The 23,272-nt window shown below is 65.2% G+C and carries 22 protein-coding genes; 16 read left to right on the forward strand and 6 right to left on the reverse strand.

Annotated features, from left to right (window positions below):
- Positions 1–272: 272 nt before the first annotated feature.
- The 3 genes from K4043_RS00270 to ykgO all read right to left on the reverse strand — a co-directional run bounded on the left by K4043_RS00270 (position 273) and on the right by ykgO (position 1,987).
- Positions 273–1,307, reverse strand: coding sequence for an agmatine deiminase family protein (locus K4043_RS00270; RefSeq protein WP_121042132.1), 1,035 nt, complete (start codon positions 1,305–1,307; stop codon positions 273–275).
- A 46-nt stretch (positions 1,308–1,353) separates the two neighbouring features.
- Positions 1,354–1,680 (reverse strand): hypothetical protein, encoded by a 327-nt coding sequence (locus tag K4043_RS00275; RefSeq protein WP_265307787.1) that lies wholly within the window; start codon positions 1,678–1,680, stop codon positions 1,354–1,356.
- 181 nt (positions 1,681–1,861) lie between these two features.
- A complete protein-coding gene (gene ykgO / locus K4043_RS00280; RefSeq protein ID WP_057628212.1) occupies positions 1,862–1,987 on the reverse strand; it encodes a type B 50S ribosomal protein L36 in 126 nt (41 codons plus the stop codon).
- Between the two features lie 194 nt (positions 1,988–2,181).
- Here ykgO and cmk point away from each other — a divergent pair, with 194 nt between their 5' ends.
- The 8 genes from cmk (at position 2,182) to galU (ending at position 10,490) form a co-directional block, all read left to right on the forward strand.
- Complete coding sequence (cmk, locus tag K4043_RS00285) at positions 2,182–2,862, forward strand: (d)CMP kinase (protein WP_046273768.1); 681 nt, start codon at positions 2,182–2,184, stop codon at positions 2,860–2,862.
- Positions 2,863–3,055: 193 nt separating this feature from the next.
- A complete protein-coding gene (gene rpsA, locus K4043_RS00290; protein WP_121042136.1) occupies positions 3,056–4,741 on the forward strand; it encodes a 30S ribosomal protein S1 in 1,686 nt (561 codons plus the stop codon).
- A gap of 87 nt (positions 4,742–4,828) precedes the next feature.
- Positions 4,829–5,134 carry an integration host factor subunit beta gene (locus K4043_RS00295; RefSeq protein WP_019183098.1) on the forward strand — a complete coding sequence of 102 codons (306 nt, stop codon included), beginning with the start codon at positions 4,829–4,831 and terminating at the stop codon, positions 5,132–5,134.
- A gap of 103 nt (positions 5,135–5,237) precedes the next feature.
- Positions 5,238–5,522, forward strand: coding sequence for a LapA family protein (locus K4043_RS00300; RefSeq protein WP_123729054.1), 285 nt, complete (start codon positions 5,238–5,240; stop codon positions 5,520–5,522).
- 6 nt (positions 5,523–5,528) lie between these two features.
- Positions 5,529–6,707, forward strand: coding sequence for a lipopolysaccharide assembly protein LapB (gene lapB / locus K4043_RS00305; RefSeq protein ID WP_123729055.1), 1,179 nt, complete (start codon positions 5,529–5,531; stop codon positions 6,705–6,707).
- A 3-nt stretch (positions 6,708–6,710) separates the two neighbouring features.
- A complete protein-coding gene (locus K4043_RS00310) occupies positions 6,711–7,685 on the forward strand; it encodes a glycosyltransferase family 4 protein (RefSeq protein ID WP_265307788.1) in 975 nt (324 codons plus the stop codon).
- Between the two features lie 16 nt (positions 7,686–7,701).
- Positions 7,702–9,609, forward strand: a complete 1,908-nt coding sequence (locus K4043_RS00315) for a nucleoside-diphosphate sugar epimerase/dehydratase (protein WP_184997066.1) — start codon at positions 7,702–7,704, stop codon at positions 9,607–9,609.
- The gene (gene galU / locus K4043_RS00320; protein ID WP_123729057.1) at positions 9,609–10,490 is read left to right on the forward strand and encodes a UTP--glucose-1-phosphate uridylyltransferase GalU; all 882 of its coding nucleotides are present in this window, start codon (positions 9,609–9,611) and stop codon (positions 10,488–10,490) included. The genes K4043_RS00315 and galU overlap by 1 nt, the downstream gene beginning before the upstream one ends.
- Positions 10,491–10,741: 251 nt before the next feature.
- Here galU and K4043_RS00325 read toward each other — a convergent pair whose 3' ends face one another.
- Genes K4043_RS00325 through K4043_RS00335 form a run of 3 tightly spaced genes read right to left on the reverse strand, consistent with a single transcriptional unit; the run spans position 10,742 to position 15,051 of the window.
- Complete coding sequence (locus tag K4043_RS00325) at positions 10,742–11,950, reverse strand: acetyl-CoA C-acyltransferase (RefSeq protein ID WP_121042146.1); 1,209 nt, start codon at positions 11,948–11,950, stop codon at positions 10,742–10,744.
- Between the two features lie 22 nt (positions 11,951–11,972).
- Positions 11,973–14,345: a 3-hydroxyacyl-CoA dehydrogenase/enoyl-CoA hydratase family protein gene (locus K4043_RS00330; protein ID WP_265307789.1), complete on the reverse strand. Its 2,373-nt coding sequence runs from the start codon at positions 14,343–14,345 to the stop codon at positions 11,973–11,975.
- A gap of 43 nt (positions 14,346–14,388) precedes the next feature.
- Positions 14,389–15,051: a TetR family transcriptional regulator gene (locus K4043_RS00335; protein ID WP_123729059.1), complete on the reverse strand. Its 663-nt coding sequence runs from the start codon at positions 15,049–15,051 to the stop codon at positions 14,389–14,391.
- A 321-nt stretch (positions 15,052–15,372) separates the two neighbouring features.
- On the opposite strand from K4043_RS00335, the gene ndk reads away from it, so the two are divergent.
- The 8 genes from ndk to moeB all read left to right on the forward strand — a co-directional run bounded on the left by ndk (position 15,373) and on the right by moeB (position 23,251).
- Positions 15,373–15,798, forward strand: a complete 426-nt coding sequence (gene ndk / locus K4043_RS00340; RefSeq protein ID WP_008265389.1) for a nucleoside-diphosphate kinase — start codon at positions 15,373–15,375, stop codon at positions 15,796–15,798.
- A 10-nt stretch (positions 15,799–15,808) separates the two neighbouring features.
- A complete protein-coding gene (rlmN, locus tag K4043_RS00345; protein WP_123729060.1) occupies positions 15,809–17,014 on the forward strand; it encodes a 23S rRNA (adenine(2503)-C(2))-methyltransferase RlmN in 1,206 nt (401 codons plus the stop codon).
- Positions 17,001–17,798 carry a type IV pilus biogenesis/stability protein PilW gene (gene pilW, locus K4043_RS00350; RefSeq protein ID WP_123729061.1) on the forward strand — a complete coding sequence of 266 codons (798 nt, stop codon included), beginning with the start codon at positions 17,001–17,003 and terminating at the stop codon, positions 17,796–17,798. Before rlmN ends, pilW begins: the two co-directional genes overlap by 14 nt.
- A gap of 6 nt (positions 17,799–17,804) precedes the next feature.
- On the forward strand, positions 17,805–18,668 hold the full coding sequence (locus K4043_RS00355) for a RodZ domain-containing protein (RefSeq protein WP_123729062.1): 864 nt from the start codon (positions 17,805–17,807) through the stop codon (positions 18,666–18,668).
- A 59-nt stretch (positions 18,669–18,727) separates the two neighbouring features.
- On the forward strand, positions 18,728–19,366 hold the full coding sequence (locus K4043_RS00360) for a tetratricopeptide repeat protein (protein ID WP_123729063.1): 639 nt from the start codon (positions 18,728–18,730) through the stop codon (positions 19,364–19,366).
- Positions 19,366–20,574, forward strand: a complete 1,209-nt coding sequence (bamB, locus tag K4043_RS00365) for an outer membrane protein assembly factor BamB (RefSeq protein ID WP_123729064.1) — start codon at positions 19,366–19,368, stop codon at positions 20,572–20,574. Before K4043_RS00360 ends, bamB begins: the two co-directional genes overlap by 1 nt.
- A gap of 12 nt (positions 20,575–20,586) precedes the next feature.
- Entirely contained in the window at positions 20,587–21,978 is a 1,392-nt protein-coding gene (gene der, locus K4043_RS00370; protein WP_121042160.1) for a ribosome biogenesis GTPase Der, read from the forward strand.
- A gap of 139 nt (positions 21,979–22,117) precedes the next feature.
- Positions 22,118–23,251, forward strand: coding sequence for a molybdopterin-synthase adenylyltransferase MoeB (gene moeB, locus K4043_RS00375; RefSeq protein WP_265307790.1), 1,134 nt, complete (start codon positions 22,118–22,120; stop codon positions 23,249–23,251).
- The last annotated feature ends 21 nt before the right edge of the window (positions 23,252–23,272 follow it).

Raw genomic sequence — 23,272 nt, forward strand, 5'->3', positions numbered from 1 at the left:
AATGGGCAACACCCGCACCGGTAGTGCCGGCCGCTGGCCGGCTCCGCAGGATGATCAGGACATCAGAGGTCAGGTCACGCGCATCGGCGTGGTCTGTCGCTCTTCCGTTGGCCGCCAGTGCACTGTCGAAGGGATGGCGGGGGCGGAGGTGCGGGACCGTCAGGGCGCCATGGATGGCGCCCACGAGCCCCCAGGGATGGGTTTACGGCGCGTCCCGCACCTCCGCCCCCGCCAGCCCAGCCTCCGCAGCCTTCAGGCCGCGTGCTTGGCTGTCAGGCCAGCAACCCCGCCGGCAGCTGCATCGTGATGCAGTGCAGGCTGCCGTTCTGCCAGATCAGCGAACGGCACGGCACCGGCACGATCTCGCGGTCCGGATAGGCCTGGGCCAACACCGCACGCGCAGCCTCGTCGGCCGCATCGCCGTAGGCCGGCATCAGCACCGCGCCGTTGAGGATCAGGTAATTCGCGTAGGAAGCCGCCAGGCGGCGGCCTTCGTCGATCACCGGCTGCGCCCACGGCAGCGGGAACAGGCGGTACGGCTGGCCGTCGGTGGTACGCAGCGCCGCCAGCTCGGCACCCATCGCCTGCAGCTCGGCGTAGTGCGAATCGCCGGCGTCGTCGCAGGCCTGGTAGACGATGCTGTCGGTCGAGGCGAAGCGGGCCAGGGTATCGATGTGGGCGTCGGTATCGTCGCCTTCCAGATAACCATGATCCAGCCACAGCACACGGTCCTGGGCCAACCAGGTGGCCAGGTCGGCGCTGAGCGATTCGCGGCTGCGGTCCGGATGACGCTCGTGCAGGCACTGCCAGGTGGTCAGCAGGGTGCCGGCGCCGTCGGTCTCGATGCCGCCGCCTTCCAGCGCGAACGGAATGCTCTGCAGTTCGGCGTTTGCGAAGGTGCCGGCCGCGTGCAGCACGCCCACCAGCTGATCATCCAGGCTGGCGTCGAACTTGCCGCCCCAGCCGGTGAAGCGGAAGTCCAGCAGGCGGAAGCCGCCATCGGCACGCTTGAGCGTGATCGGGCCGGAGTCGCGCAGCCAGGTGTCGTCGTACTGGGCGGTCACGAACCGCACGCGGTCCGTGTCGATCCGGTTCGAACGCAGGCGCGCATCGGCGTACGCCTCCAGGTCGTCGTCGGCGACGATGATCACCACCGGCTGGAAGCGGGTGATGGCCGCGACGAGCGCGATGTAGGTGTCCTCGACGTCACCCAGGCGGTCGGCCCAGTCGGTGTCGGCGTGGGGCCAGGCGATCAGGATGGCGGACTGGGATTCCCATTCGGCCGGAAAGCGGAGCGTGTCGTTCATGATCTCGATGCGATGGCCCGCCGGCTGGCGGGCAAAGGGAAAGGGGTCAGCGGATCGGTGGTTTCGGCCCGATCTCGTTGGCGTCGGCGCGGTTGGCGACCACGTCGATCACCTTCTGCTTTTCGAAGTACACGGTGAACTGCGGGTAGACCCAGCGGTTGATCGTGGGCCACTGGCGCTTCTGCCCGCCGCGCGGATCCAGGCGCTCGCCCGGATCGCCGAACTGGGTCTGGACCTGCTGCATGCTCTGGCCGCGGACGGGCAGGGCAACGGCGGGCTTTTCACGGCTGCGGTCGATCAGCAGGGTGTCGGCGTGGGCGCTGGAAACGGCCAGCACGGCCAGCAACGGCAAGGTGGTCAGGTAACGCTTCATCTCGATCTACTCCCCAGTGGTCAAGAATGCGGAAGGTCTCACGACTGCAGGTCTGACGACCGACGGTCGTGAGCTACCCGGCGATTACACCAAAAATGGCAGCAAAAAGCCGCCCGGAGGCGGCTTTTTGTTCATCACCCGGTCCGGTGAGGGACCGGTGGCGGCCGTGAGGCCAGCCGGCTCAGCGCTGGCGAGCCTTGAAGCGCGGGTTCGACTTGCAGATCACGAAGATCTTGCCGCGGCGACGGACGACCTTGCAGTCGCGGTGACGGGTCTTGGCCGACTTCAGGGAAGACAGGACTTTCATTGCATACCTCGGCGTAAACGTTGGATTCGGTTGGAGCGCGGCCGCGATATGCAGATGACAATCGGCAGGTGACGCCCGTTCAAGCCCGCCATTCTACCGGGCTTTTTCCCATCCTTTCAAGTGGTTGGGCCAAAAAAGTCTCAAGCCGCCCCGGGCAGGGGCTAGAATGGGCGGTCACATCTACCGGGAAACCCATGAATCAGCTTCCATCCGTGCTCACCATCGACGGTCCTTCCGGGGCCGGCAAAGGCACTGTCAGCCGCATTGTCGCACGCCGCCTGGGCTGGCATTACCTGGATTCGGGCGCCCTGTACCGGGCGGTGGGCGTGGCCGCCAGTTGGGCTGATATTGATACTTCCGACGCCTCGGCGCTGGTGCGCTGCACCTTCGACACCCACGTGCGCTTCGTGGAATCGGCCGATGGCGGGCTGCGGGTGCTGGTCAACGAAACCGATGCCACCGACGAGCTGCGCCTGGAGACCACCGGGGCGCTGGCCTCGGCCATTGCCGCCATCCCGGAGGTGCGGGCGGCGCTGAAAGAGCGCCAACGCGCATTCAGGATGGAGCCGGGCCTGGTCGCCGACGGACGGGACATGGGCACGGTCATCTTCCCGGACGCCCCATTCAAGGTGTTTTTGACCGCCAGCGCCGAGGAACGGGCCGAGCGGCGGCATAAGCAGTTGAAAGACAAGGGTGTTTCGGTTAACTTTGACGACCTCCTGCGCGAGATCATGGCCCGCGACGCCCGTGATGCACAGCGCACAGTGGCGCCCCTGAAGCCGGCAGACGATGCCGTCGTCATCGACACCAGTGGTATTGGCATCGACGCTGTCGTTGCCAAGGTATTGGATCTGCTTCCGGTTTCGGGTGCCTGATCCGTTGTAAAGGAGGCCGTCAATCCATCGACGGTGTCGCACCATCGCAAGGCAACAAAAGCTCCGTCCCGCAATGATGCGTGGCGGTTTTCCTACTTAACACACGACCTGCGTTTCCGGGGTCGACCAACAGGCGGGCAGTAAGCGGTTCCCTTCGGGGGCCAATGCCCATGTGTCCAACAGAGTAAATCTAATGACCGAATCATTTGCAGAGCTGTTCGAAGCCAGTCAGGCCAATCTGGCCAAGCTGAAGCCGGGCTCGATCGTCAGCGGTGTCGTTGTTGAAGTCCGCGGCGATGTCGTGGTGATCAACGCCGGCCTGAAGTCCGAAGGCATCGTGCCGATCGAACAGTTCCGTAACGACGCTGGCGAGATCGATGTCGCTGAAGGCGACGTCGTCAAGGTTGCCCTCGATTCCATCGAGAACGGCTTCGGTGAAACCGTTCTGTCGCGTGAGAAAGCCAAGCGCGCGATGGTGTGGGACGAGCTGGAAGAAGCGTTGGAAAAGAACGAAACCATCACCGGCCGCATCAGCGGCAAGGTCAAGGGTGGTTTCACCGTGGACATCAAGGATGTCCGCGCGTTCCTGCCCGGTTCGCTGGTGGATGTGCGCCCGGTGCGCGACCCGGCCTACCTGGAAGGCAAGGAGCTGGAATTCAAGCTCATCAAGCTGGACCGCAAGCGTAACAACGTCGTTGTGTCCCGTCGTGCAGTCGTCGAGAGCGAGCATTCGGAAGAGCGCGAGCAGCTGATGGACAAGCTGCAGGAAGGCGCGATCCTGAAGGGTGTCGTCAAGAACCTGACCGATTACGGCGCATTCGTGGACCTGGGCGGTATCGACGGCCTGCTGCACATCACCGACATGGCCTGGAAGCGCGTGCGCCATCCGTCCGAAGTCGTGAACGTCGGCGACGAGCTGGACGTCCGCGTGCTGAAGTTCGACCGCGAGCGCAACCGCGTTTCGCTGGGTCTGAAGCAGCTGGGTGAAGATCCGTGGGACAACATCGCCCGTCGTTACCCGGCCAACAGCCGCGTCTTCGGCAAGGTCTCCAACGTCACCGATTACGGCGCATTCGTCGAGATCGAGCCGGGCGTCGAAGGTCTGGTGCACGTGTCCGAAATGGATTGGACCAACAAGAACGTCAACCCGTCCAAGGTTGTGCAGGTCGGTGACGAAGTTGAAGTCATGGTCCTGGACGTCGACGAGGAGCGTCGCCGCATCTCGCTGGGCATGAAGCAGGTTGCCGCCAATCCGTGGGAAACCTTCGCTGCCATCCACAAGAAGGGCGACAAGGTGTCGGGCCAGATCAAGTCGATCACCGACTTCGGCATCTTCATCGGCCTGGACGGCGGTATCGATGGCCTGGTGCACCTGTCCGACATCAGCTGGAACACCACCGGCGAAGACGTGGTCCGCAACTACAAGAAGGGCGACAACCTGGACGCAGTGGTCCTGGCCGTCGATCCGGAGCGCGAGCGCATCAGCCTGGGCGTCAAGCAGCTGGAGCAGGATCCGTTCGGTCAGTACATGGCTGCCAACCCGAAGGGTTCCAAGGTCGAAGGCGTGGTCAAGGAAGTGGACGCCAAGGGCGCTACCATCGAACTGGCTGACGGCATCGAAGGCTACGTGGCCGCTCGCGACGTTGCGAACGAGCGCGTGGACGACGCGACCCAGTTCCTGAAGGTCGGCGACAAGGTTGAAGCCAAGTTCGTGGGCATGGATCGCAAGGGTCGTACCCTGCAGCTGTCGATCAAGGCCAAGGACGATGCGGAAATGCGCGAAGTGCTGGAGGAATACCAGTCCTCTTCGGCTTCGAGCGGCACCACCCAGCTCGGCGCGCTGCTGCGTGCACAGCTGAACGGCAACAAGTCCGAGTAATCGGTCTGTCGCTGTCGTAGTTTCCTAGGCGGCCCGGACATCAGTCCGGGCCGTTTCAGGGTCTGAGTTCCTCCCCAAGAGCCCGTAATGACCAAATCCGAGCTGATCGAAATCCTGGCGCGCCGACAGGCGCATTTGAAGTCGGACGATGTCGATCTGGCCGTGAAGTCGTTGCTGGAAATGATGGGTGGGGCGCTGGCCGGCGGGGATCGCATCGAGATCCGCGGGTTCGGCAGTTTTTCGTTGCACTACCGGCCTGCACGGCTGGGGCGCAATCCCAAGACCGGGGAATCGGTCGCATTGCCGGGCAAGCATGTCCCGCACTTCAAGCCGGGCAAGGAACTGCGTGAGCGCGTCAGCGCCGTGGTGCCGCTGGAAAGCGATCCTGCCTGAGTGTCCATCCGCCAAGGGGCGGATGCGTGATTTCCATGGAGTCGGCTGGTAGAGCGGAGTGTTAGTCCGCTACTCTTGAGCCCTACGGAACTGGAGCTGCTGCATGAACATCGTACGTCTGCTGATCCTGCTGGCGGTTCTGGTCGTGGGTCTGATCATCGGCGCCCTCAACTCGCAACCGATCATCATCAGCCTGGGCTTCACCCAGATCAATTCCACCACCGGCGTGGCGATCATCATCGCCTTGTTGTCCGGTGCGCTCATCGGCGGCGGCCTCGTGCTTGCCAGCATGGTGATCCCGCTGTACGCCAAACTGCGCCGCGCGCAGAAGGCCGCGCCTGCCGTGGTCGTGGCACCCCCTTCTTCTTCTACATTCGACGGACGCTGAGCGCCGATGGAATTTGTCTCCGAGTGGTTCTGGTTCTTCCTGTTCCTGCCCCTGGCCGCGCTGTCCGGTTGGGTGATCGGGCGTCGCGGCGGTCAACGCCATGGCGACAACCAGGTCAGTCATCTGTCCAGCACGTATTTCCGTGGCCTGAACTATCTGCTCAATGAGCAGCCGGACAAGGCGATCGAGCTGTTCCTGCACATCGCCGAGCTGGACAAGGAAACCTTCGAAACCCAGGTCGCGCTGGGCCATCTGTTCCGTCGCCGCGGTGAGGTCGATCGCGCGATCCGCCTGCACCAGGGCCTGGTCAACCGCGCCGATCTCACCGATCAGCAGCGCGTCCAGGCACTGCTGGCGCTGGGCGAGGACTACATGAAGTCCGGCCTGCTCGATCGCGCCGAAACCGTGTTCACCGAGCTGGCGCAGATCGATCAGCGCGCCCCGCAGGCGCTCAAGCACCTGATCGGCATCTACCAGGCCGAGCGCGATTGGGAAAAGGCGATCGACAACGCCAGTCGCTTCGAAGAAGTCACCGGCGAGCCGATGGGCAAGCTGATCGGGCAGTTCGAATGCGAGCTGGCCGAGCGTTACCGCGGTGCCGGCAAGATCGACGAAGCGCGCGCCGCGATCGCGCGTGCCTACCAGGCAGATGCGATGTCGGTGCGTGCCGGCATCATCGAGGGGCGCCTGGAGAACGACGCCGGCAATGCCGAAGCGGCCGTGCGTGCCTACGAGCGCGCCGCGCGCAACGATCCCGAGTACCTGCCCGAAGTGCTGCAGTCGCTGATGCAGAACTACCGCAAGGTTGGTGACCTCGGTGGCGCGCGCGCGTTCCTGTCGGAGATGACCGAGCACTATCGCGGCATTGCCCCGGTACTGGCCTTGACCCAGTTGATGGAAGAACAGGAGGGCGTCGCGCCGGCACGCGCTTATCTCGGCCGTCAGCTCAAGGACCGCCCGTCGGTGCGTGGCGAATCGGCGCTGATCGACCTGACCCTGGCCGAAGGCGCGGATTCCACCGCGACCCTGCACGACCTCAAGCACATCACCGACCAGTTGCTGGTCCGCAACCCGGCCTACCGCTGCACCCGCTGTGGCTTCGGCGCGCGCACGCATCACTGGCAGTGCCCGAGCTGCAAGGAATGGGGCACCGTCAAGCCGCTGCTCAACTACGCGGTACTCTGACCCATGATGGTCGCCTGGATGGCGGGGCTGCTGGCAGTGCTGGCGGTATCGGCAGGGCTCACCTGGGGCGCACGCGCCTATGCGCTGCGCCGCAACCTGCTGGATGAGCCCGGCGAGCGACGCAGCCACGGGGTGGCGACGCCCCGCGGCGGCGGCATCGCGATCGTGCTGACCCTGCTGCTGACGTGCGTGGTGGCCGCGGTCATCTGGCCCAAGGCAGGGATCACCCTGGCGGTATTCGCGCTGGGGCTGGTGCTGGTCGCGGGCATCGGTTGGTGGGACGACCATCGGCCGCTTCCAGCGATTCGCCGTCTGCTGGTCCATGTCCTGGCATCCGCGTTGCTGGCGGGCTTGGTCTGGCATGCCACCGGCAATGCCTGGCAGGCGCTGCTGGCACTGCTGTTCGCAACCTCGTTGATCAACATCTGGAACTTCATGGATGGGATCAACGGAATTGCCACCACCCAGGCGATCCTGGCCGGCATTGCGTTCGCCATGGTGCTGCCGCCTCCCTACGGGCTGGCCGGTGTGGTGATGGGGCTGGCCTGTCTGGGCTTCCTGCCGTTCAACTACCCGCAGGCACGCATCTTCATGGGTGACGTGGGGAGCGGGGCGCTGGGCTATGCCATCGCGGCCCTGGTGTGTCTGGTCAGCGTGCGCACCGATGTCCACTGGTTGCTGCTTCTGGTGCCGCTTTCGGCCTTTCTTGTGGACGCGGGCTTCACATTGCTTTCGCGCATCCTGTCCGGACAGCGCTGGATGGAACCCCACACGCAGCATCTCTATCAGCGCGCGGTGAAAGGTGGCGCAAGCCACACTTTCGTCACCGCGGTGTATCTTGTTTTTGGAATATTCAGTGCGGCAGTGTTTAATGCATGCACGAATTTGCAGCCGAGGTGGGAGGCTGCCGTGGCCGTCGCGTGGTTGATCTTCGCGACCGGCCTTTGGCTGCTCCTGCGCAAGGGAATGCGCAACTAGAAGGATTACGCTGTTTATGACGCCTTGGCAGGACCGAATCACCGGCTTGATGCCGCGAGCGGCCATCGTCGCCCACGACCTGTTCATGGTCTGGGCGTGCTGGCAGCTCCTGCACGCCGGACGCTACTCGATGCTGGCCGATGCGCCGGCGTTGCCGCTCTGGAACATCGATACCTCGCTGGTCCTGGTCATCCAGGCCGTGGTGTTCTGGCGGGTCGGCCTGTATCGCGGCCTCTGGCGTTTTGCCAGCGTCGCCGATCTGCTCAACATCTTCAAAGCCAGTTTCATCGGCCTGCTCGCCATCGTGGTGGCCTTGGCGTACAAGCGCTTCGAAGGCGTGCCGATGTCGGTGCTGGTCATCTACCCGTTCGCGCTGTCGGCGCTGCTGGGCGCGCCGCGCCTGCTGTACCGCGCGTGGAAGGACTACCAGGCACTGCAATCGGACGTGACCGCCCGCCGCGTGCTGATCCTCGGTGCCGGCCAGGCGGCCGAAGCCCTGGTCCGCGATCTGCGCCGCTCCGGTGACTTCGAGCCGGTGGGCCTGCTTGACGACGCCCCGCACCTGCAGGGCGCCAAGCTGCAGGGGCTGCCGATTCTCGGCACGCTGGAAGATGCGCCCGCCGTGGTCCGTGAGACCGCCGCCAAACTTCTGGTGATTGCCATTCCGTCGCTGGATGCCGTCGGCATGCAGCGGGTGGTGGCCATCTGCGAAAGCACCGGCGTGCCGTTCCGCATGGTGCCCAAGCTCAACGACATCCTGCTCGGCCATTCGCTCCCGGGCGAACTCAAAGAGGTGGCGATCGAAGATCTGCTCGGTCGCAAGCCGATCCTGCCGGACTGGGCGCTGATCCGCGGTTGGCTGGGCGGGCGTACCGTGCTCGTCACTGGCGCCGGCGGTTCGATCGGTTCGGAACTGTGCCGCCAGTGTGCCCGTCATGGGGCAGGGCGCATCGTGCTGGTCGAAATGAGCGAACTGCTGCTGCTGACCATCGAGGCCGAACTGCAGCGCAGCTTCCCGGATCTGGAAGTGGAAGCTGTGCTCGGCGACTGCGGCGACCCTGCGGTGATCCGTCATGCGCTGTCGCTGTCGCGCGTGGACTCGGTCTTCCATGCCGCCGCCTACAAGCAGGTGCCGGTGCTGGAGCGCCAGCTGCGTGAAGCGGTGCGCAACAACATCCTCTCCACCGAGACTGTCGCCCGCGCCTGTGTCGAGGCGAAGATCGAGCACTTCGTCTTCATCTCCACCGACAAGGCGGTCGATCCGGTCAATGCACTGGGCGCCAGCAAGCGCTACGCGGAGATGATCTGCCAGAGCCTGGACCAGAAGACCAGCCACACCCGTTTCGTGACCGTGCGCTTCGGCAACGTGCTGGCCTCGGCTGGCAGCGTCGTGCCGGTGTTCCGCGAGCAGATCCTCAAGGGTGGCCCGGTCACCGTGACCGACCCGGAAGTGACCCGTTACTTCATGACGATCCCCGAGGCCTGCCAGTTGATCCTGCAGGCGGCCGCCTCGGCCTCGCACGGTGCCATCTACACGCTGGACATGGGCGAGCCGGTGCCGATCCGCGTGTTGGCCGAGCAGATGATCCGCCTGGCCGGCAAGCAGCCGTACAAGGACATCGCGATCGTCTATACGGGCCTGCGCCCGGGCGAGAAGCTGCACGAGACGCTGTTCTATTCGGACGAGGACTATCGCCCGACCGCGCATCCCAAGATTCTGGAAGCCGGCGTGCGTACCTTCGCCCGCGAGCAGGTGCTGGCCAATGTGCCGAAACTGCGTGAGGCGATCGCCACCTACGACACCGATGCGATCAACAGCATCCTGTTCTCGACCATGCCGGAGTTCTCTCCGCTGCAACAGGACGATCACGTCAGCTCTGCTAAAGTTCTCGCCTTTCCGGCGCGTGAGGCCAACAGGTTCTGATGAGCAAGCGTATTCGCAAGGCGGTATTTCCTGTCGCAGGGTTGGGAACGCGATTCCTTCCCGCCACCAAGACCGTTCCGAAGGAAATGCTGCCGATCATTGATCGGCCGCTGATCCAGTACGCCGTTGATGAGGCGATCGAAGCGGGCTGCGACACCCTGATCTTCATCACCAACCGCTACAAGCATGCCGTTGCCGATTACTTCGACAAGGCCTACGAGCTGGAGCAGAAGCTCGAGCGCGCCGGCAAGACGGAACAGCTTGAGCTGGTTCGCCACGTCCTGCCCAATGGCGTTCGCGCGGTGTTCGTGACGCAGGCCGAGGCACTGGGCCTGGGCCATGCGGTGCTGTGCGCCAAAGCCATTGTCGGTGACGAGCCGTTCGCCGTGCTGCTGCCGGACGATCTGATCTGGAACCGTGGCAACGGTGCCTTGAAGCAGATGGCCGACGCCAACGAAGCCACCGGCGCCAGCATCATCGCGGTCGAAGATGTGCCGCATGACAAGACCGGCAGCTACGGCATCGTGGCCACCGAGGCTTTCGACGGCCGCCAGGGCAAGATCAGCGCCATCGTCGAGAAGCCCAAGCCGGAAGACGCCCCGAGCGATCTGGCGGTGGTTGGTCGCTATGTGCTCAGCCCGAAGATCTTCGAGCTGCTCGAAGCGACCGGCACCGGTGCAGGCGGCGAGATCCAGCTGACCGATGCGATCGCCGAGCTGCTCAAGAGCGAGCGCGTGGACGCGTTCCGCTTCGAAGGACGTCGTTTCGACTGCGGTACCCATCTGGGTCTGGTCGAAGCCACGATCCGCTTCGCGCTCGACAACGAGAAGCTGGCGGGTCCGGCACGCGAAGTGCTGCGGAAGATGCTGGCCGAAGGCTGAGGCCGGGCGGCCGCCGCGCGATGCAGCGGTGGTAGTGCCGGCCGCTGGCCGGCTCCTCAAGCAGCGAGGGGAGTGCCGGCCGCTGGCCGGCTCCCGACAGAACAGAAAAGGGCAGCCGTGAGGCTGCCCTTTTCGTTTCCCGCCGTGCACCGACCAACGGTCCGTGCCTACGTGTTGCATTGGTGCCACCGGTTGCACCGGTGATACCCGCTGCATCGGTGCCGACCCGAGGGCCGGCACCGATCAGTGGCTTACAGCGATTCGAAGATACCCGCCGCGCCCATGCCGGTGCCGATGCACATGGTCACCATGCCGTACTTCTGCTGGCGGCGGCGCAGGCCGTGCAGCAGGGTGGCGGTGCGGATCGCGCCGGTCGCGCCCAGCGGATGGCCCAAGGCGATCGCGCCGCCCAGCGGGTTGACCTTGGACGGGTCCAGGCCGCAATCGCGGATGACGGCCAGCGACTGCGCGGCAAAGGCCTCGTTGAGCTCGATCCAGTCCAGCTGGTCTTGGGTCAGGCCGGCCTGCTTGAGTGCCTTCGGGATCGCAGCGATCGGGCCGATGCCCATCACTTCCGGGCGCACACCGGCGACCGAGAAGCTGACGAAGCGGGCCAGCGGGGTCAGGCCGTAATCCTTGATCGCCTGCTCGGAGGCCAGCAGCACCGCACCGGCACCATCGCTCATCTGCGAGGAATTGCCGGCAGTAACCGTGCCACCGAACTGACCATTGCGGAACACCGGGCGGAGCTTGGCCAGGCCTTCAGCGGACGAATCCAGGCGCGGGCCTTCGTCGGTATCCACGATCTTGTCGCGGGTGATGATGCGTCGGCCGTCGGCCAGGTCCGGCTGGCGGGTACGCACGTCGTACGGGCTGATCTCGTCCTTGAACTCGCCGTTCTGGATCGCGGCGATGGCCTTCTGGTGCGAGGCCAGCGCAAAGGCGTCCTGCTCCTCACGCGAGACCTTCCATTCTTCGGCGACCTTCTCGGCGGTGATGCCCATGCCGTAGGCAATGGCGACGTGGTCGTTGTCGAACACACTCGGCGCCATCGCGATCTTGTTGCCCATCATCGGCACCATCGACATCGACTCGGTACCACCGGCCAGCATCAGGTCCGAATTGCCCAGACGGATCTGGTCGGCGGCCATGGCCACGGCCTGCAGGCCGGAGGAGCAGAAGCGATTGACGGTCTGCGCGGCGATGGTGTCCGGCAGGCCGGCCAGCAGCACGCCGATGCGCGCCACGTTCATGCCCTGCTCGGCTTCCGGCATCGCGCAGCCGATGATCGCGTCATCGATGCGGTTGAGGTCGATGCCCGGCGCCTGTGCGACCACGGAGCGGAGCACATGGGCCAGCATGTCGTCGGGACGGGTATTGCGGAACACGCCCTTGGGCGCCTTGCCCACCGGGGTGCGGGTGGCGGCGACGATGTAGGCGTCCTGGATTTGCTTGGTCATTGCAGTGATCTCTCTAAAAGGGTCAGTTACGCAGCGGCTTGCCGGTCTTGAGCATGTGCGCGATGCGGGCCTGGGTCTTTTCCTGCTGGGCCAGTTCGACGAAGTGCTTGCGCTCCAGCGTCAGCAGCCACTCTTCGTCCACCAGCGTGCCGCGATCCACTTCGCCGCCGCACAGCACGGTGGCGATGCGCACGGCGATCTCGTAGTCGTACGGGCTGATGAAGCGGCCTTCCAGCATGTTGACCAGCATCATCTTGAACGTGGCGATGCCGACGTCACCGGCGACCTGGATGCGGCGGGCCGGCATCGGCGGACGGTAGCCGCCTTCGGCCAGCGCCAGCACTTCGGCCTTGGCGATGTGCAGCGTCTCGAAGCTGTTGAACACGACCTTGTCGGTCGCGCGCATCAGGCCCAGTTCCTTGGCGTTGACCGCGGAGTTGGAGACCTTGGCCATCGCGACGGTTTCGAAGGTCTTCTTGAGCTCGGCGAACACGTCACCGCCGGGGCCTGCGGCCTGCGAGGCGCGCACGGCCAGTTCCTTCAGGCCACCGCCGGCCGGCAGCAGACCGACGCCGGCTTCGACCAGACCGATGTAGCTTTCCAGCGCGGCCACGCTCTTGGCGCTGTGCATCTGGAACTCACAGCCGCCCCCCAGGGCCAGGCCGCGCACGGCGGTCACCACCGGCACCAGCGAATACTTGATCGCCTGGCTGGTGCGCTGGAAGTTGTGCACCATCTCTTCGAACTGGTCGACCTTGCCGGCCTGCAGCAGGCCGAGCGCGCCGGCCAGATCGGCACCGGCGGAGAAGGGCTCCTTCTGCTGCCAGATCACCAGGCCCTTGTAGTCCTGCTCGGCGCGCTTGATCGCTTCCTGCAGGCCGTTGAGCACGTGGTCGGACACGGTGTTCATCTTGGTCTTGAAGCTGACCACCGCGATGCCGTCGCCGTCGTGCCACATGCGCACGCCGTCGCTCTCGAACACCGTTTCGCCCGGGCTGAAGGTCTCGCCCAGCAGCGGATCCGGGAAGCGCTGGCGCTGGTACACCGGCAGCGCCGAACGCGGCAGCTTGGCGTTGCGCGACGGGCTGTAGCTGCCTTCGGCGGCGTGCACGCCGTCGCGGCCATCAAACACCCAGTCCGGCAGCGGGGCATTGCTCATGCTCTTGCCGGCGACGATGTCATCGGCGATCCACTGGGCGACCTGCTTCCAGCCGGCAGCCTGCCAGGTTTCGAACGGGCCCAGCGACCAGCCGTACCCCCAGCGGATGGCCAGATCCACGTCGCGCGCGGTCTCGGCGATGTCGGCCAGGTGGTAGGCGCTGTAATGGAACAGATCGCGGAAGGTGGCCCACAGGAACTGCGCCTGCGGGTGCTGGCTCTCGCGCAGCTTGGCGAACTTCTCGGCCGGGTTCTTGATCTTGAGGATCTCGACCACTTCCGGCGCGGCGGCGCGGTCGGCAGGGCGGTAATCCTGCTTGTCCAGGTCCAGCACCATGATGTCCTTGCCGACCTTGCGGAAGATGCCGGCACCGGTCTTCTGGCCCAGCGCGCCCTTGGAAATCAGCGCGTCCAGCCACGTCGGCGAGGTGAAGAATTCATGCCACGGATCGTTGGGCAGGGTGTCGCCCATCGTCTTGATCACGTGCGCCATGGTGTCCAGGCCGACCACGTCGGAGGTGCGGTAGGTCGCCGACTTCGGGCGGCCGACCAGCGGGCCGGTCAGGCCGTCGACTTCATCGAAGCCCAGGCCGAAGGCCTGCGTGTGGTGGATGGTGGACAGGATCGAGAACACGCCGATGCGGTTGCCGATGAAGTTCGGGGTGTCCTTGGCGTACACCACGCCCTTGCCAAGCGTGGTGACCAGGAACGCTTCCAGGCCTTCCAGCACGGCGGCATCGGTGGTGGTGGCCGGGATCAGCTCGGCCAGGTGCATGTAGCGCGGCGGATTGAAGAAGTGCACGCCGCAGAAGCGGTGGCGCAGCTGCTCCGGCAGCACGTCGGCGAGCTTGTTGATGCCCAGGCCCGAGGTATTGGAGGCCAGCACGGCGTGATCGGCCACGAACGGGGCGATCTTCTTGTACAGGTCCTGCTTCCAGTCCATTCGTTCGGCGATGGCTTCGATGATCAGGTCGCAGTCCTTCAACTGCTCCAGGCCGGTCTCATAGTTGGCCGGCGTGATCGCCTCGGCGTAGGACTTGCTGGCGAGCGGGGCAGGGCTGAGCTTGCCCAGGTTGGCGATGGCTTTGAGCACGATGCCATCGGCCGGACCTTCCTTGGCGGGCAGGTCGAACAGCACCGTGTCGACGCCGGCGTTGGTCAGGTGGGCAGCGATCTGGGCACCCATGACGCCGGCACCCAGCACGGCGGCACGGCGGACTAGCAGGGAATTGGACATGTCGATAAGCCTTTGTTGTCTGGAAGCCGGTCAGCGCCCGGCTCTACGGGGTGGAAAGGGAGGTCGTCGAAGCGCTCGAGGCCGCGCTGGCGCGGAATCCGGCTTCGGCGAAATGAATCAGTTCCTGGGCGGCATGGGCACGATGCGCCGCTTCGGTGACACCGGCGGGTCGCTTGATCAGGCCGAAGTCGGCCATCGCGTAGGTCAGCGAGCCGGCGAGGAAATCCAGGCGCCAGTACAGCTCTTCCTTGCTCAGCCCCGGCACGCAGGCGGAGATCGCCTTGCCGAAGTCGCGCAGGACGTGGCCGTAATGGTCGGAAAGGAACTTGCGCAGGTTGTCGTTCTTTTCGGCGTAGGCGCGGGCAATGACCCGCACGAACGCGCCGCCGGTCTGGCGGTCCTGGGCCATCGCCAGGGCCGGTTCGACGAAGGCGGCCAGCACCGGGCGCAGTTCACCGGGATGCTCGCGGCGGGCGGCCTCCAGCTGGGCGAGGCGGGCCGAGGTCATTTCATCCATCCGGCGGCGGAAGACCTCGTTGACCAGGTTCTCCTTGGAGCCGAAGTGGTAATTGACCGCGGCGATGTTCACATCGGCCTGGCTGGTGACCTGGCGCAGCGAGGTGCCCGCGAACCCGTGCAGGGCGAACAGTTCCTCGGCAGCGCCGAGGATGCGGTCCTTGGTGGAGAAGTGGGCAGGTTTGGCCATGGGGCAGGGCAGTTCAATCAAACGATTGTTTGATATTAGACCTGCGGCTGCGCCACCGCATTGTGCGGCGCAGCAGAAATGGGGGTTCGTTCATCCGCCGTCCCGGTAGTGCCGGCCGCTGGCCGGCCACCACGCCATTGCCTGAACAGGCCGATCACCCGCGGCCCACAGGGCGTTGCCGGCCAGCGGCCGGCACTACCGTACGGCGGGGTTACACGCTAGAATTGGCGCACGTATATCAGGCTAAGCCCGCGTTTTGACGCGGGTTTTTTTCATGTTAACCTCGGGCCGATCAAGTGGCCCGCCCAACGGAGTATTCCCATGGCGCTGGAGCGCACCCTTTCCATCATCAAGCCGGACGCCGTCGCCAAGAACGTCATCGGTGAAATCTACGCCCGCTTTGAAAAGGCCGGCCTGAAGGTCGTCGCCGCCAAGTACAAGCAGCTGTCGCGTCGCGAAGCCGAAGGCTTCTACGCCGTGCACCGCGAGCGTCCGTTCTTCAACGCGCTGGTCGAGTTCATGATCTCCGGCCCGGTGATGATCCAGGCCCTGGAAGGCGAGAACGCCGTGCTGGCCCACCGCGACCTGCTGGGCGCCACCAACCCGAAGGAAGCCGCCGCAGGCACCATCCGCGCCGACTTCGCTGAATCCATCGATGCCAATGCCGCCCACGGCTCGGACTCGGTTGAGAATGCCGCGATCGAAATCGCCTACTTCTTCGCCGCGACTGAAGTCGTCTCGCGCTGAGAGTGATGCCGTGAACGAGGTCGTACAGCCAACCGCCATCCCATCCGTGCTCGTGTCGAGCCCGGTTGTGGCCAAGCAGAACCTGCTCGACCTCGATCGCGAGGGTCTGGAGCGCTTCTTCGCCGAGACACTCGGCGAAGCGCGCTACCGTGCCCATCAGGTGATGAAGTGGATCCACCATCACTACGTCACCGATTTCGATGACATGACCGACCTCGGCAAGGCGCTGCGCGCCAAGCTCAAGCAGCATGCCGAGGTGCTGGTCCCGAACATCGTGTTCGACAAACCCTCCACCGACGGCACCCACAAGTGGCTGCTGGCGATGGGGACCGATGGCAAGAACGCCATCGAAGCGGTCTACATCCCGGACAAGAACCGCGGCACGCTGTGCGTGTCCTCGCAGGTCGGCTGCGCGCTGAACTGCACGTTCTGTTCGACCGCCACCCAGGGCTTCAACCGCAACCTGTCCACCGCCGAGATCATCGGCCAGGTGTGGGTCGCGGCGCGCCATCTGGGCAACATCCCGCACAAGCAGCGTCGTCTCACCAACGTGGTGATGATGGGCATGGGCGAGCCGTTGATGAATTTCGACAACGTCGTGCGCGCCATGAGCGTGATGCGCGACGATCTGGGCTACGGCCTGGCCAACAAGCGCGTGACGCTGTCCACCTCCGGCCTGGTGCCGCAGATCGACCGCCTCTCCACCGAGAGCGACGTGTCGTTGGCGGTGTCGCTGCATGCGCCCAACGATGCACTGCGCGAGACCCTGGTCCCGCTCAACAAGAAGTACCCGATCGTCGAGCTGATGGCCTCGTGCGCACGCTACCTGCGCGCCAACAAGCGCCGCGAATCGGTGACCTTCGAATACACCCTGATGAAGGGGATCAACGACCAGCCCGAGCACGCCCGCCAGCTGGCGCGGCTGATGCGCCAGTTCGACAACGCCGTGCAGGCCTCGAACTCGGGCAAGGTCAACCTGATTCCGTTCAACCCGTTCCCCGGCACGCGCTATGAGCGCTCCGGCGAAACGGAGATCCGCGCCTTCCAGAAGATCCTGCTCGATGCGAAGGTGCTGACGATGGTGCGGCGTACCCGCGGCGACGATATCGATGCCGCCTGTGGTCAGCTCAAGGGCCAGGTCATGGATCGCACACGCCGCCAGGCCGAGTTCAACAAAACGCTGCAGGACGGGAAAGACCGGAATGCCGCTGCCTGATCGCCGATTGCCAGCCGTTGTTTTCTTCGCGCTGGCATTGGCCGGCTGTGGCAAACAAGGTGTCAAACCACCGTCAGGTCCGCTCGAGGTCGCGCCGACCTACGAGGCCCGTGACAACCCCGAGATCCGCAAGCGTGTGAACTACCAGGACCAGATGGTCCTGGCCGGCGAGTCGATGCGCGCCGGCGCACTGGACGCCGCCGAGAAGCGGGTCCGCGCGGCCACGAAGATCGACGCGCGACGTCCTGAGGCATACATGATGCTGGCGGCCATTGCCACGCAGCGTGGCAACGAGGCCGGTGCCGGCCCGCTGTATGCCAAGGCCGCCGAGCTGGCCCCGGATCGGGGTGATGTCCTCAATAATTATGGCGCTTGGCTATGTGCTCATGGCCGGCCGGCCGAGTCGCTGGTCTGGTTCGACCGGGCGCTGCAGGCGCCCGGGTACACCACGCCGGCCTCCGCGCTGGCCAATGCCGGCGGCTGCGCCCTTGAGGCGGGCCAGTCCGAACGGGCCACGCCGGACCTGCGCCGGGCGCTTGAGATAGATCCCGTCAATGCCTACGCACTGGAGTCGATGGCCCGCAGCGAGTACGCCCAAGGGCGCTATTTCGAGGCCCGCGCCTTTGCGCAACGGCGTCTGGCGGCTGCACCGGCCACACGTTCCGTGTTACAACTTGCCTCTCAAATCGAGGCGCGGCTTGGCGACAACGTGGCATCCGGTCGCTATCTGCAGCGAATTCATGATGAATTTCCGCAGGATGCGGCACCTAATCCCCGGGGTTGAAGCACTGTGATTGATGACCAGACTGTGAACGCTTTTGATACTGCGGCCGGTTGCGGAGCCCGTCTTCGCCAGGCCCGTGAAGCGGCCGGCCTGACCCTGGAAGCGGTGGGGCAGCAGCTGCACATGCCCGTTCAGGTGGTCAAATCGCTGGAAGAAGAGCAGTGGCAGCGCCTTGGCGCGCCGGTCTTCGTCCGCGGCCAGCTCCGCAGCTATGCCCGCCTGCTCAAGGTGGACATCGGTGAGATCCTCGAGCAGTCCCACATCGGCCCGATCGTGCCGCCGCAGCTGATCAGCCACACGCACACCCCGCGCGCGCGCCGCATCGCCGAGAGTCTCGGGCGCCGTGTGCTGTATGTCGGTATCACCGCCGTGCTGGCCGTGCCGGTCTGGTTTGCCACCCGCGGCCATTTCGATGGCACCGCCAACACCCCCAATACCGCGTCGCTGGATGTCATCCCGGCGGCGGTACCGGTGGCCGGTGGCGACACGCCGCCCGCACCGGCGCCAGCGACGGCCGAAAGCGCCAAGCCTTCGGCACCGTCCGCACCGTATCTGGCGTCGCTGACGCCGGTCCCGCGTCCTGCCGCCGCACCGGCGGCCGTGGGCGGTGGTCTCACCCTGCAGTTCAATGGCGACAGCTGGATCGACATCACCGCGCCGGATGGCACGACGGTCGAGAAGGCATTGCTGAAGTCGGGCGAGACCCGCAGCTTCGCACCGGGGCAGGTGGCCCGCATGGTGCTGGGCAATGCATCGGCGGTCGAGGTTCAGCAGGGCGGCACTATCGTCGACCTTTCGCCGTACCAGCGAGCCAACGTGGCACGCTTTACGGTATCCTCTGACGGCTCCGTGGCCCCAGTTTCGCACTGAGCCGCGTTTCCCCAATCCAATTCAAATAGCTCCTCCTAATGGGCGGGGCGAGAGTACGCATGGCGATCGACGACCTGCTCGACGAGCACGAACAAAGTGAACGCGTCCGCGGCTGGCTGCGGAAGAACGGTGTCAGCATCCTGGCCGGTGTCGCGATCGCGATCGGCGGCATCTGGGGCTGGAAGGAATGGCAGACCCGGCACAGCAACAGCCTGGCCGGCGCCAACGTCCAGTATCAGGTCGTGCTCAAGAGCCTGGAAGACAAGGACCTGGAGCAGGCTGCCAAGGGCGTGAAGGAGCTGGAAAGCGGCAAGGCCAATATCTATGCCGATCTGGCTGCGCTGCAGCTGGCCAAGGCCCAGGTCGATGCCGGCAAGAATGACGACGCGCTGGCGACCCTGCGTGCGATCAAGGCCGACCCCGAATTCAAGCCGGTCATCGAGCAGCGTGTTGCACGCCTGCTGGTGGCTACCGGCAAGACCGAGGATGCGATCAAGCAGCTCGGCACCGCGACCGACAGCACCAGCCTGGAAATCCATGGCGATGCGCTGATGGCGCAGGGCAAGCGTGATGCGGCCCGCGAACAGTATGAGAAGGCGCTCAAGACGCTGGACGTGGCAGCGCCCCAGCGGCGCCTGCTGGAAACCAAGTTGACGGATGCCGGTGGCACCGTCACCGATCCTGCGGAGTCGGTGTAATGAATCAGATGGTCATGATCAAGCGCGTTGCCACGGTTGCCCTGTTGGGCATGGCCCTGACCGGCTGCAGCACGATGAAGGGCTGGTTCGCCGGCAAAGATGCGGCGGCCAAGAAGGCGCTGGAACCGGCCGAACTCGTCAAGTTCGATGCCACCACCAAGGTGGACCGGATCTGGTCGGCCAATGTGGGCAAGGGTGAAAAGCGTATCGGCGTCCGTCAGGGCCCGGTGGTCGCCGATGGCCGCGTCTATGCCGCCGCCATCTACGGTGGCGTGCACGCCATCGACCTGCAGACCGGCAAGAAGGTCTGGACCTACGAGCCGGCCAAGGAAAAGAAGAAGCCGAAGCTGCGCTTGTCCGGTGGCCCGGGCGTGGGTGAAGGCCTGGTCGTCATCGGCACGCTGGACGGTCAGGTCATCGCCCTGAACGCGGCGGACGGCACTGAAAAGTGGCGCGCCAAGGTGCCGGGTGAAGTGATTTCCGCCCCGGCCGTCGGCCAGGGCATGGTGTTCGTGCGCAGCAACGACGGTCGCGTGACCGGCCTGGATGTCGAGAACGGCACCCAGCGCTGGTTCAACCCGCGTGAGCTGCCGGCGCTGACCGTGCGTGGCAATGCCCCGGTCGTGACCGGCCCGGGCGTGCTGTTCATCGGCAACGATGACGGCTCGATCGCCGCGCTGGCCATGCAGGACGGCCGCACGCTGTGGGACCAGATGGTCGGCACCGGCGAAGGCCGCACCGAGCTGGAGCGCATGGCCGACATCGACGGCGCCCCGGTGCTGGAAGGCAATACGCTGTACGTCAGCAGTTTCAAGAACCAGACCATGGCGATCGAAGGCCCGACCGGCCGTCCGCTGTGGGCGCGTGATCATGGTGGCGCCGGTGGCGTGGCCCTGACCTCGAGCAATGTGTTCGTCACCGACAACAAGGGCGGCGTGTTCGGCCTGGACAAGACCAGCGGTTCGGCCATGTGGTCGCAGACGGGCCTGGCCCGTCGTTCGCTGACCGGTCCGGTCATCCACGGCGATTACGTTGTGGTCGGTGATTACAAGGGGTATCTGCACTGGTTGCGGACCGATAACGGTGAGTTCGCGGCGCGCGCCAAGAGTGGCGGCGACGCCCTCCTGGCACAGCCGGTGGTCGCTGATGGGATTCTGCTGGTGCAGAACGTTGATGGAAAGCTGACCGCATTCCGGTTGGCACAATAAGGAGTTACCGCGATGCTGCCCTTGGTCGCCCTGGTTGGACGGCCGAATGTCGGCAAGTCCACGCTGTTCAATGCGTTTACCCGTACGCGCGACGCGCTGGTCCATGACCAGCCCGGCGTGACCCGGGACCGTAATTACGGTGTTTGTCGTCTTGATGAAGATCACCCGTTCCTGGTGGTCGATACCGGTGGTATCGCCGGTGAAGAAGAAGGTCTGGCCGGCGCTACCGCTCGCCAGGCCCGCGCCGCCGCTGCAGAAGCGGATCTGATCCTGTTCGTGGTCGATGCCCGTGAGGGCCCGATGGACGACGAGATCCTGTCCTGGCTGCGCAGGCTGGCCCGTCCGACCCTGCTGCTGATCAACAAGATCGACGGCATGAACGAAGACACCGTGCGTTCGGAATTTGCCCGTTACGGCTTCAGCGAAATGCTGACCGTCTCGGCCGCGCACCGTCAGGGCCTGGATGATCTGCTGGACGAGGTCGTGGAACGGTTGCCGGAAGAGGGCACCACCGAGACCCTGGACACCGATCCGAACCGCATTCGCATCGCCTTCGTCGGCCGCCCCAACGTGGGCAAGTCGACGCTGGTCAATCGTCTGCTCGGCGAAGAGCGCATGATCGCCTCCGAAGTGCCCGGTACCACCCGTGATTCGATCGCGGTGGACATGGAGCGCGACGGGCGTGAGTACCGCCTGATCGACACCGCCGGCCTGCGTCGCAAGGCGCGTGTCGAGGAAGTGGTCGAGAAATTCAGCGTCATCAAGACCCTGCAGGCCATCGAGCAGTGCCAGGTTGCGGTGCTGATGCTCGATGCCTCTGAAGGCGTCACCGATCAGGACGCCAGCGTGCTGGGTGCGGTGCTCGATGCCGGCCGTGCACTGGTGGTGGCGATCAACAAGTGGGATGGCCTGACCGATTACCAGCGCGAGCAGGCTGAAGCGCTGGTGTCGCGCAAGCTCGGCTTCGTGCCGTGGGCGGAAGTGGTGCGCATCTCGGCCAAGCACGGCTCGGGCCTGCGTGAGCTGTTCCGCTGCATCCACGCCGCGCACGCCTCGGCAACGCATGAGTTCAGCACCAGCGAAGTCAACAAGGCGCTGGAAACGGCCTACGAGACCAACCCGCCGCCGGCGATCCGTGGTCACGTGTCCAAGCTGCGTTACGTGCATCCGGGCGGTTCCAACCCGCCGACCTTCATCGTCCACGGCACCCGTCTGAAAGACCTGCCGGAGTCGTACAAGCGCTACCTGGAGAACTTCTTCCGCAAGCGCTTCAAGCTGGTCGGCACGCCCGTGCAGTTCATCTTCCGCGAGGGTGTGAACCCGTACGAAGGCAAGAAGAACGTGCTCACCGAACGTCAGCTCAAGCGCAAGCGCCGCTTGATCAAGCACGTCAAGGGCAAATGATCCAAAGAAGAGCCGGCGCAAGCCGGCTCTTTTCATTGGCGCTGCCGGCCAGTGGCCGCACGCAGCCGTAGTGCCGGCCGCTGGCCGGCAACCCCGTTCAAACCGACGACCGACGCCCCCGTGCGCGATAATCCTCCGCATGAGCATTTCCGAACTCACTCCGGCGCAGGCCCGCGAGCGCCTCGCCCATGGCGCGCTGCTGATCGACGTCCGTGAGGCACACGAACGTGCCACCGGTATGGCTGAAGGCGCCCTCGGCATTGCCAGGGGCGATCTCCAGGCCGAACCCGGCACGCACCTGCCGGTAGCCGACCGCGAGGTCGTCCTGATCTGCCAGAGCGGCAGGCGTTCGATGGGGGCCGCGGTGTTCCTGTCTGACCTGGGCTACACGAATATTGCTTCCGTGAGCGGCGGCACCACCGCGTGGCGCGCTGACGGCCTGGCGCTGGTGCAGCCGATGCAGAGCGACGCCGAGCGTGACTTCAACGAGCGTTACTCGCGCCACCTGCTTTTGCCGCAGGTCGGTGTCGAAGGCCAGAAGACGCTGCTCGCCTCACGCGTGCTGGTGCTCGGCGCTGGTGGTCTGGGCGCACCGGCCAGCTTCTACCTGGCCGCGGCCGGGGTAGGGCACCTGCGTATCGCCGATGACGATGTGGTCGACCGCAGCAATCTGCATCGGCAGATCATCCACACCGACGCCAGCGTCGGCGAGCCCAAGGTGCTCTCCGCCCGCGCCCGCCTGCTCGCACTCAATCCCTCGCTGGATGTGGAGGCCGTGCAGGCACGGGTCACCTCGGACAACATCGATGCGCTGCTCGAGGGTGTCGACGTGGTGCTGGATGGCTCGGACAACTTCCCGCTGCGTTACCTGCTCAACGATGCCTGCCTCCAGCATGGCATTCCGCTGGTATATGGCGCGGTGGAGCGCTTTACCGGCCAGGTCAGCGTGTTCGATGCCGGTCGCCAGCGTGGCACCGCGCCGTGCTACCGCTGCCTGTTCCCCGAGCCGCCGCCGCCCGAGTTCGCGCCCAACTGCTCGGAGGCGGGGGTGCTCGGCGTGCTGCCCGGCATGGTCGGCCTGCTGCAGGCCACCGAAGTGCTCAAGCTCCTGCTCGGCATCGGCGAGCCGCTGGTCGGCCGCCTGCTGACCTTCGATGCGCTGGGCATGCGCTTCCGCGAGACGCGGCTGCGTCCGGATCCGGCCTGCCCGCTCTGTGCCCCCGGGCGCGAGTTCCCGGGATACATCGATTACGCCGCGTTCTGCAGTGCCTGAGAGGTTGGGCGTAGATCCACG

The organism is Stenotrophomonas sp. SRS1, from assembly GCF_026130205.1.
Classification (GTDB): domain Bacteria; phylum Pseudomonadota; class Gammaproteobacteria; order Xanthomonadales; family Xanthomonadaceae; genus Stenotrophomonas; species Stenotrophomonas rhizophila_B.

Bases quoted from the DNA above. Each gene is read 5' to 3' on its own strand.
- K4043_RS00270 (WP_121042132.1), bottom strand. From the start codon at position 1,307: ATGAACGACACGCTCCGCTTTCCGGCCGAATGGGAATCCCAGTCCGCC.
- K4043_RS00275 (WP_265307787.1), bottom strand. From the start codon at position 1,680: ATGAAGCGTTACCTGACCACCTTGCCGTTGCTGGCCGTGCTGGCCGTT.
- ykgO (WP_057628212.1), bottom strand. From the start codon at position 1,987: ATGAAAGTCCTGTCTTCCCTGAAGTCGGCCAAGACCCGTCACCGCGAC.
- cmk (WP_046273768.1), top strand. From the start codon at position 2,182: ATGAATCAGCTTCCATCCGTGCTCACCATCGACGGTCCTTCCGGGGCC.
- rpsA (WP_121042136.1), top strand. From the start codon at position 3,056: ATGACCGAATCATTTGCAGAGCTGTTCGAAGCCAGTCAGGCCAATCTG.
- K4043_RS00295 (WP_019183098.1), top strand. From the start codon at position 4,829: ATGACCAAATCCGAGCTGATCGAAATCCTGGCGCGCCGACAGGCGCAT.
- K4043_RS00300 (WP_123729054.1), top strand. From the start codon at position 5,238: ATGAACATCGTACGTCTGCTGATCCTGCTGGCGGTTCTGGTCGTGGGT.
- lapB (WP_123729055.1), top strand. From the start codon at position 5,529: ATGGAATTTGTCTCCGAGTGGTTCTGGTTCTTCCTGTTCCTGCCCCTG.
- K4043_RS00310 (WP_265307788.1), top strand. From the start codon at position 6,711: ATGATGGTCGCCTGGATGGCGGGGCTGCTGGCAGTGCTGGCGGTATCG.
- K4043_RS00315 (WP_184997066.1), top strand. From the start codon at position 7,702: ATGACGCCTTGGCAGGACCGAATCACCGGCTTGATGCCGCGAGCGGCC.
- galU (WP_123729057.1), top strand. From the start codon at position 9,609: ATGAGCAAGCGTATTCGCAAGGCGGTATTTCCTGTCGCAGGGTTGGGA.
- K4043_RS00325 (WP_121042146.1), bottom strand. From the start codon at position 11,950: ATGACCAAGCAAATCCAGGACGCCTACATCGTCGCCGCCACCCGCACC.
- K4043_RS00330 (WP_265307789.1), bottom strand. From the start codon at position 14,345: ATGTCCAATTCCCTGCTAGTCCGCCGTGCCGCCGTGCTGGGTGCCGGC.
- K4043_RS00335 (WP_123729059.1), bottom strand. From the start codon at position 15,051: ATGGCCAAACCTGCCCACTTCTCCACCAAGGACCGCATCCTCGGCGCT.
- ndk (WP_008265389.1), top strand. From the start codon at position 15,373: ATGGCGCTGGAGCGCACCCTTTCCATCATCAAGCCGGACGCCGTCGCC.
- pilW (WP_123729061.1), top strand. From the start codon at position 17,001: ATGCCGCTGCCTGATCGCCGATTGCCAGCCGTTGTTTTCTTCGCGCTG.
- K4043_RS00360 (WP_123729063.1), top strand. From the start codon at position 18,728: ATGGCGATCGACGACCTGCTCGACGAGCACGAACAAAGTGAACGCGTC.
- bamB (WP_123729064.1), top strand. From the start codon at position 19,366: ATGAATCAGATGGTCATGATCAAGCGCGTTGCCACGGTTGCCCTGTTG.
- der (WP_121042160.1), top strand. From the start codon at position 20,587: ATGCTGCCCTTGGTCGCCCTGGTTGGACGGCCGAATGTCGGCAAGTCC.
- moeB (WP_265307790.1), top strand. From the start codon at position 22,118: ATGAGCATTTCCGAACTCACTCCGGCGCAGGCCCGCGAGCGCCTCGCC.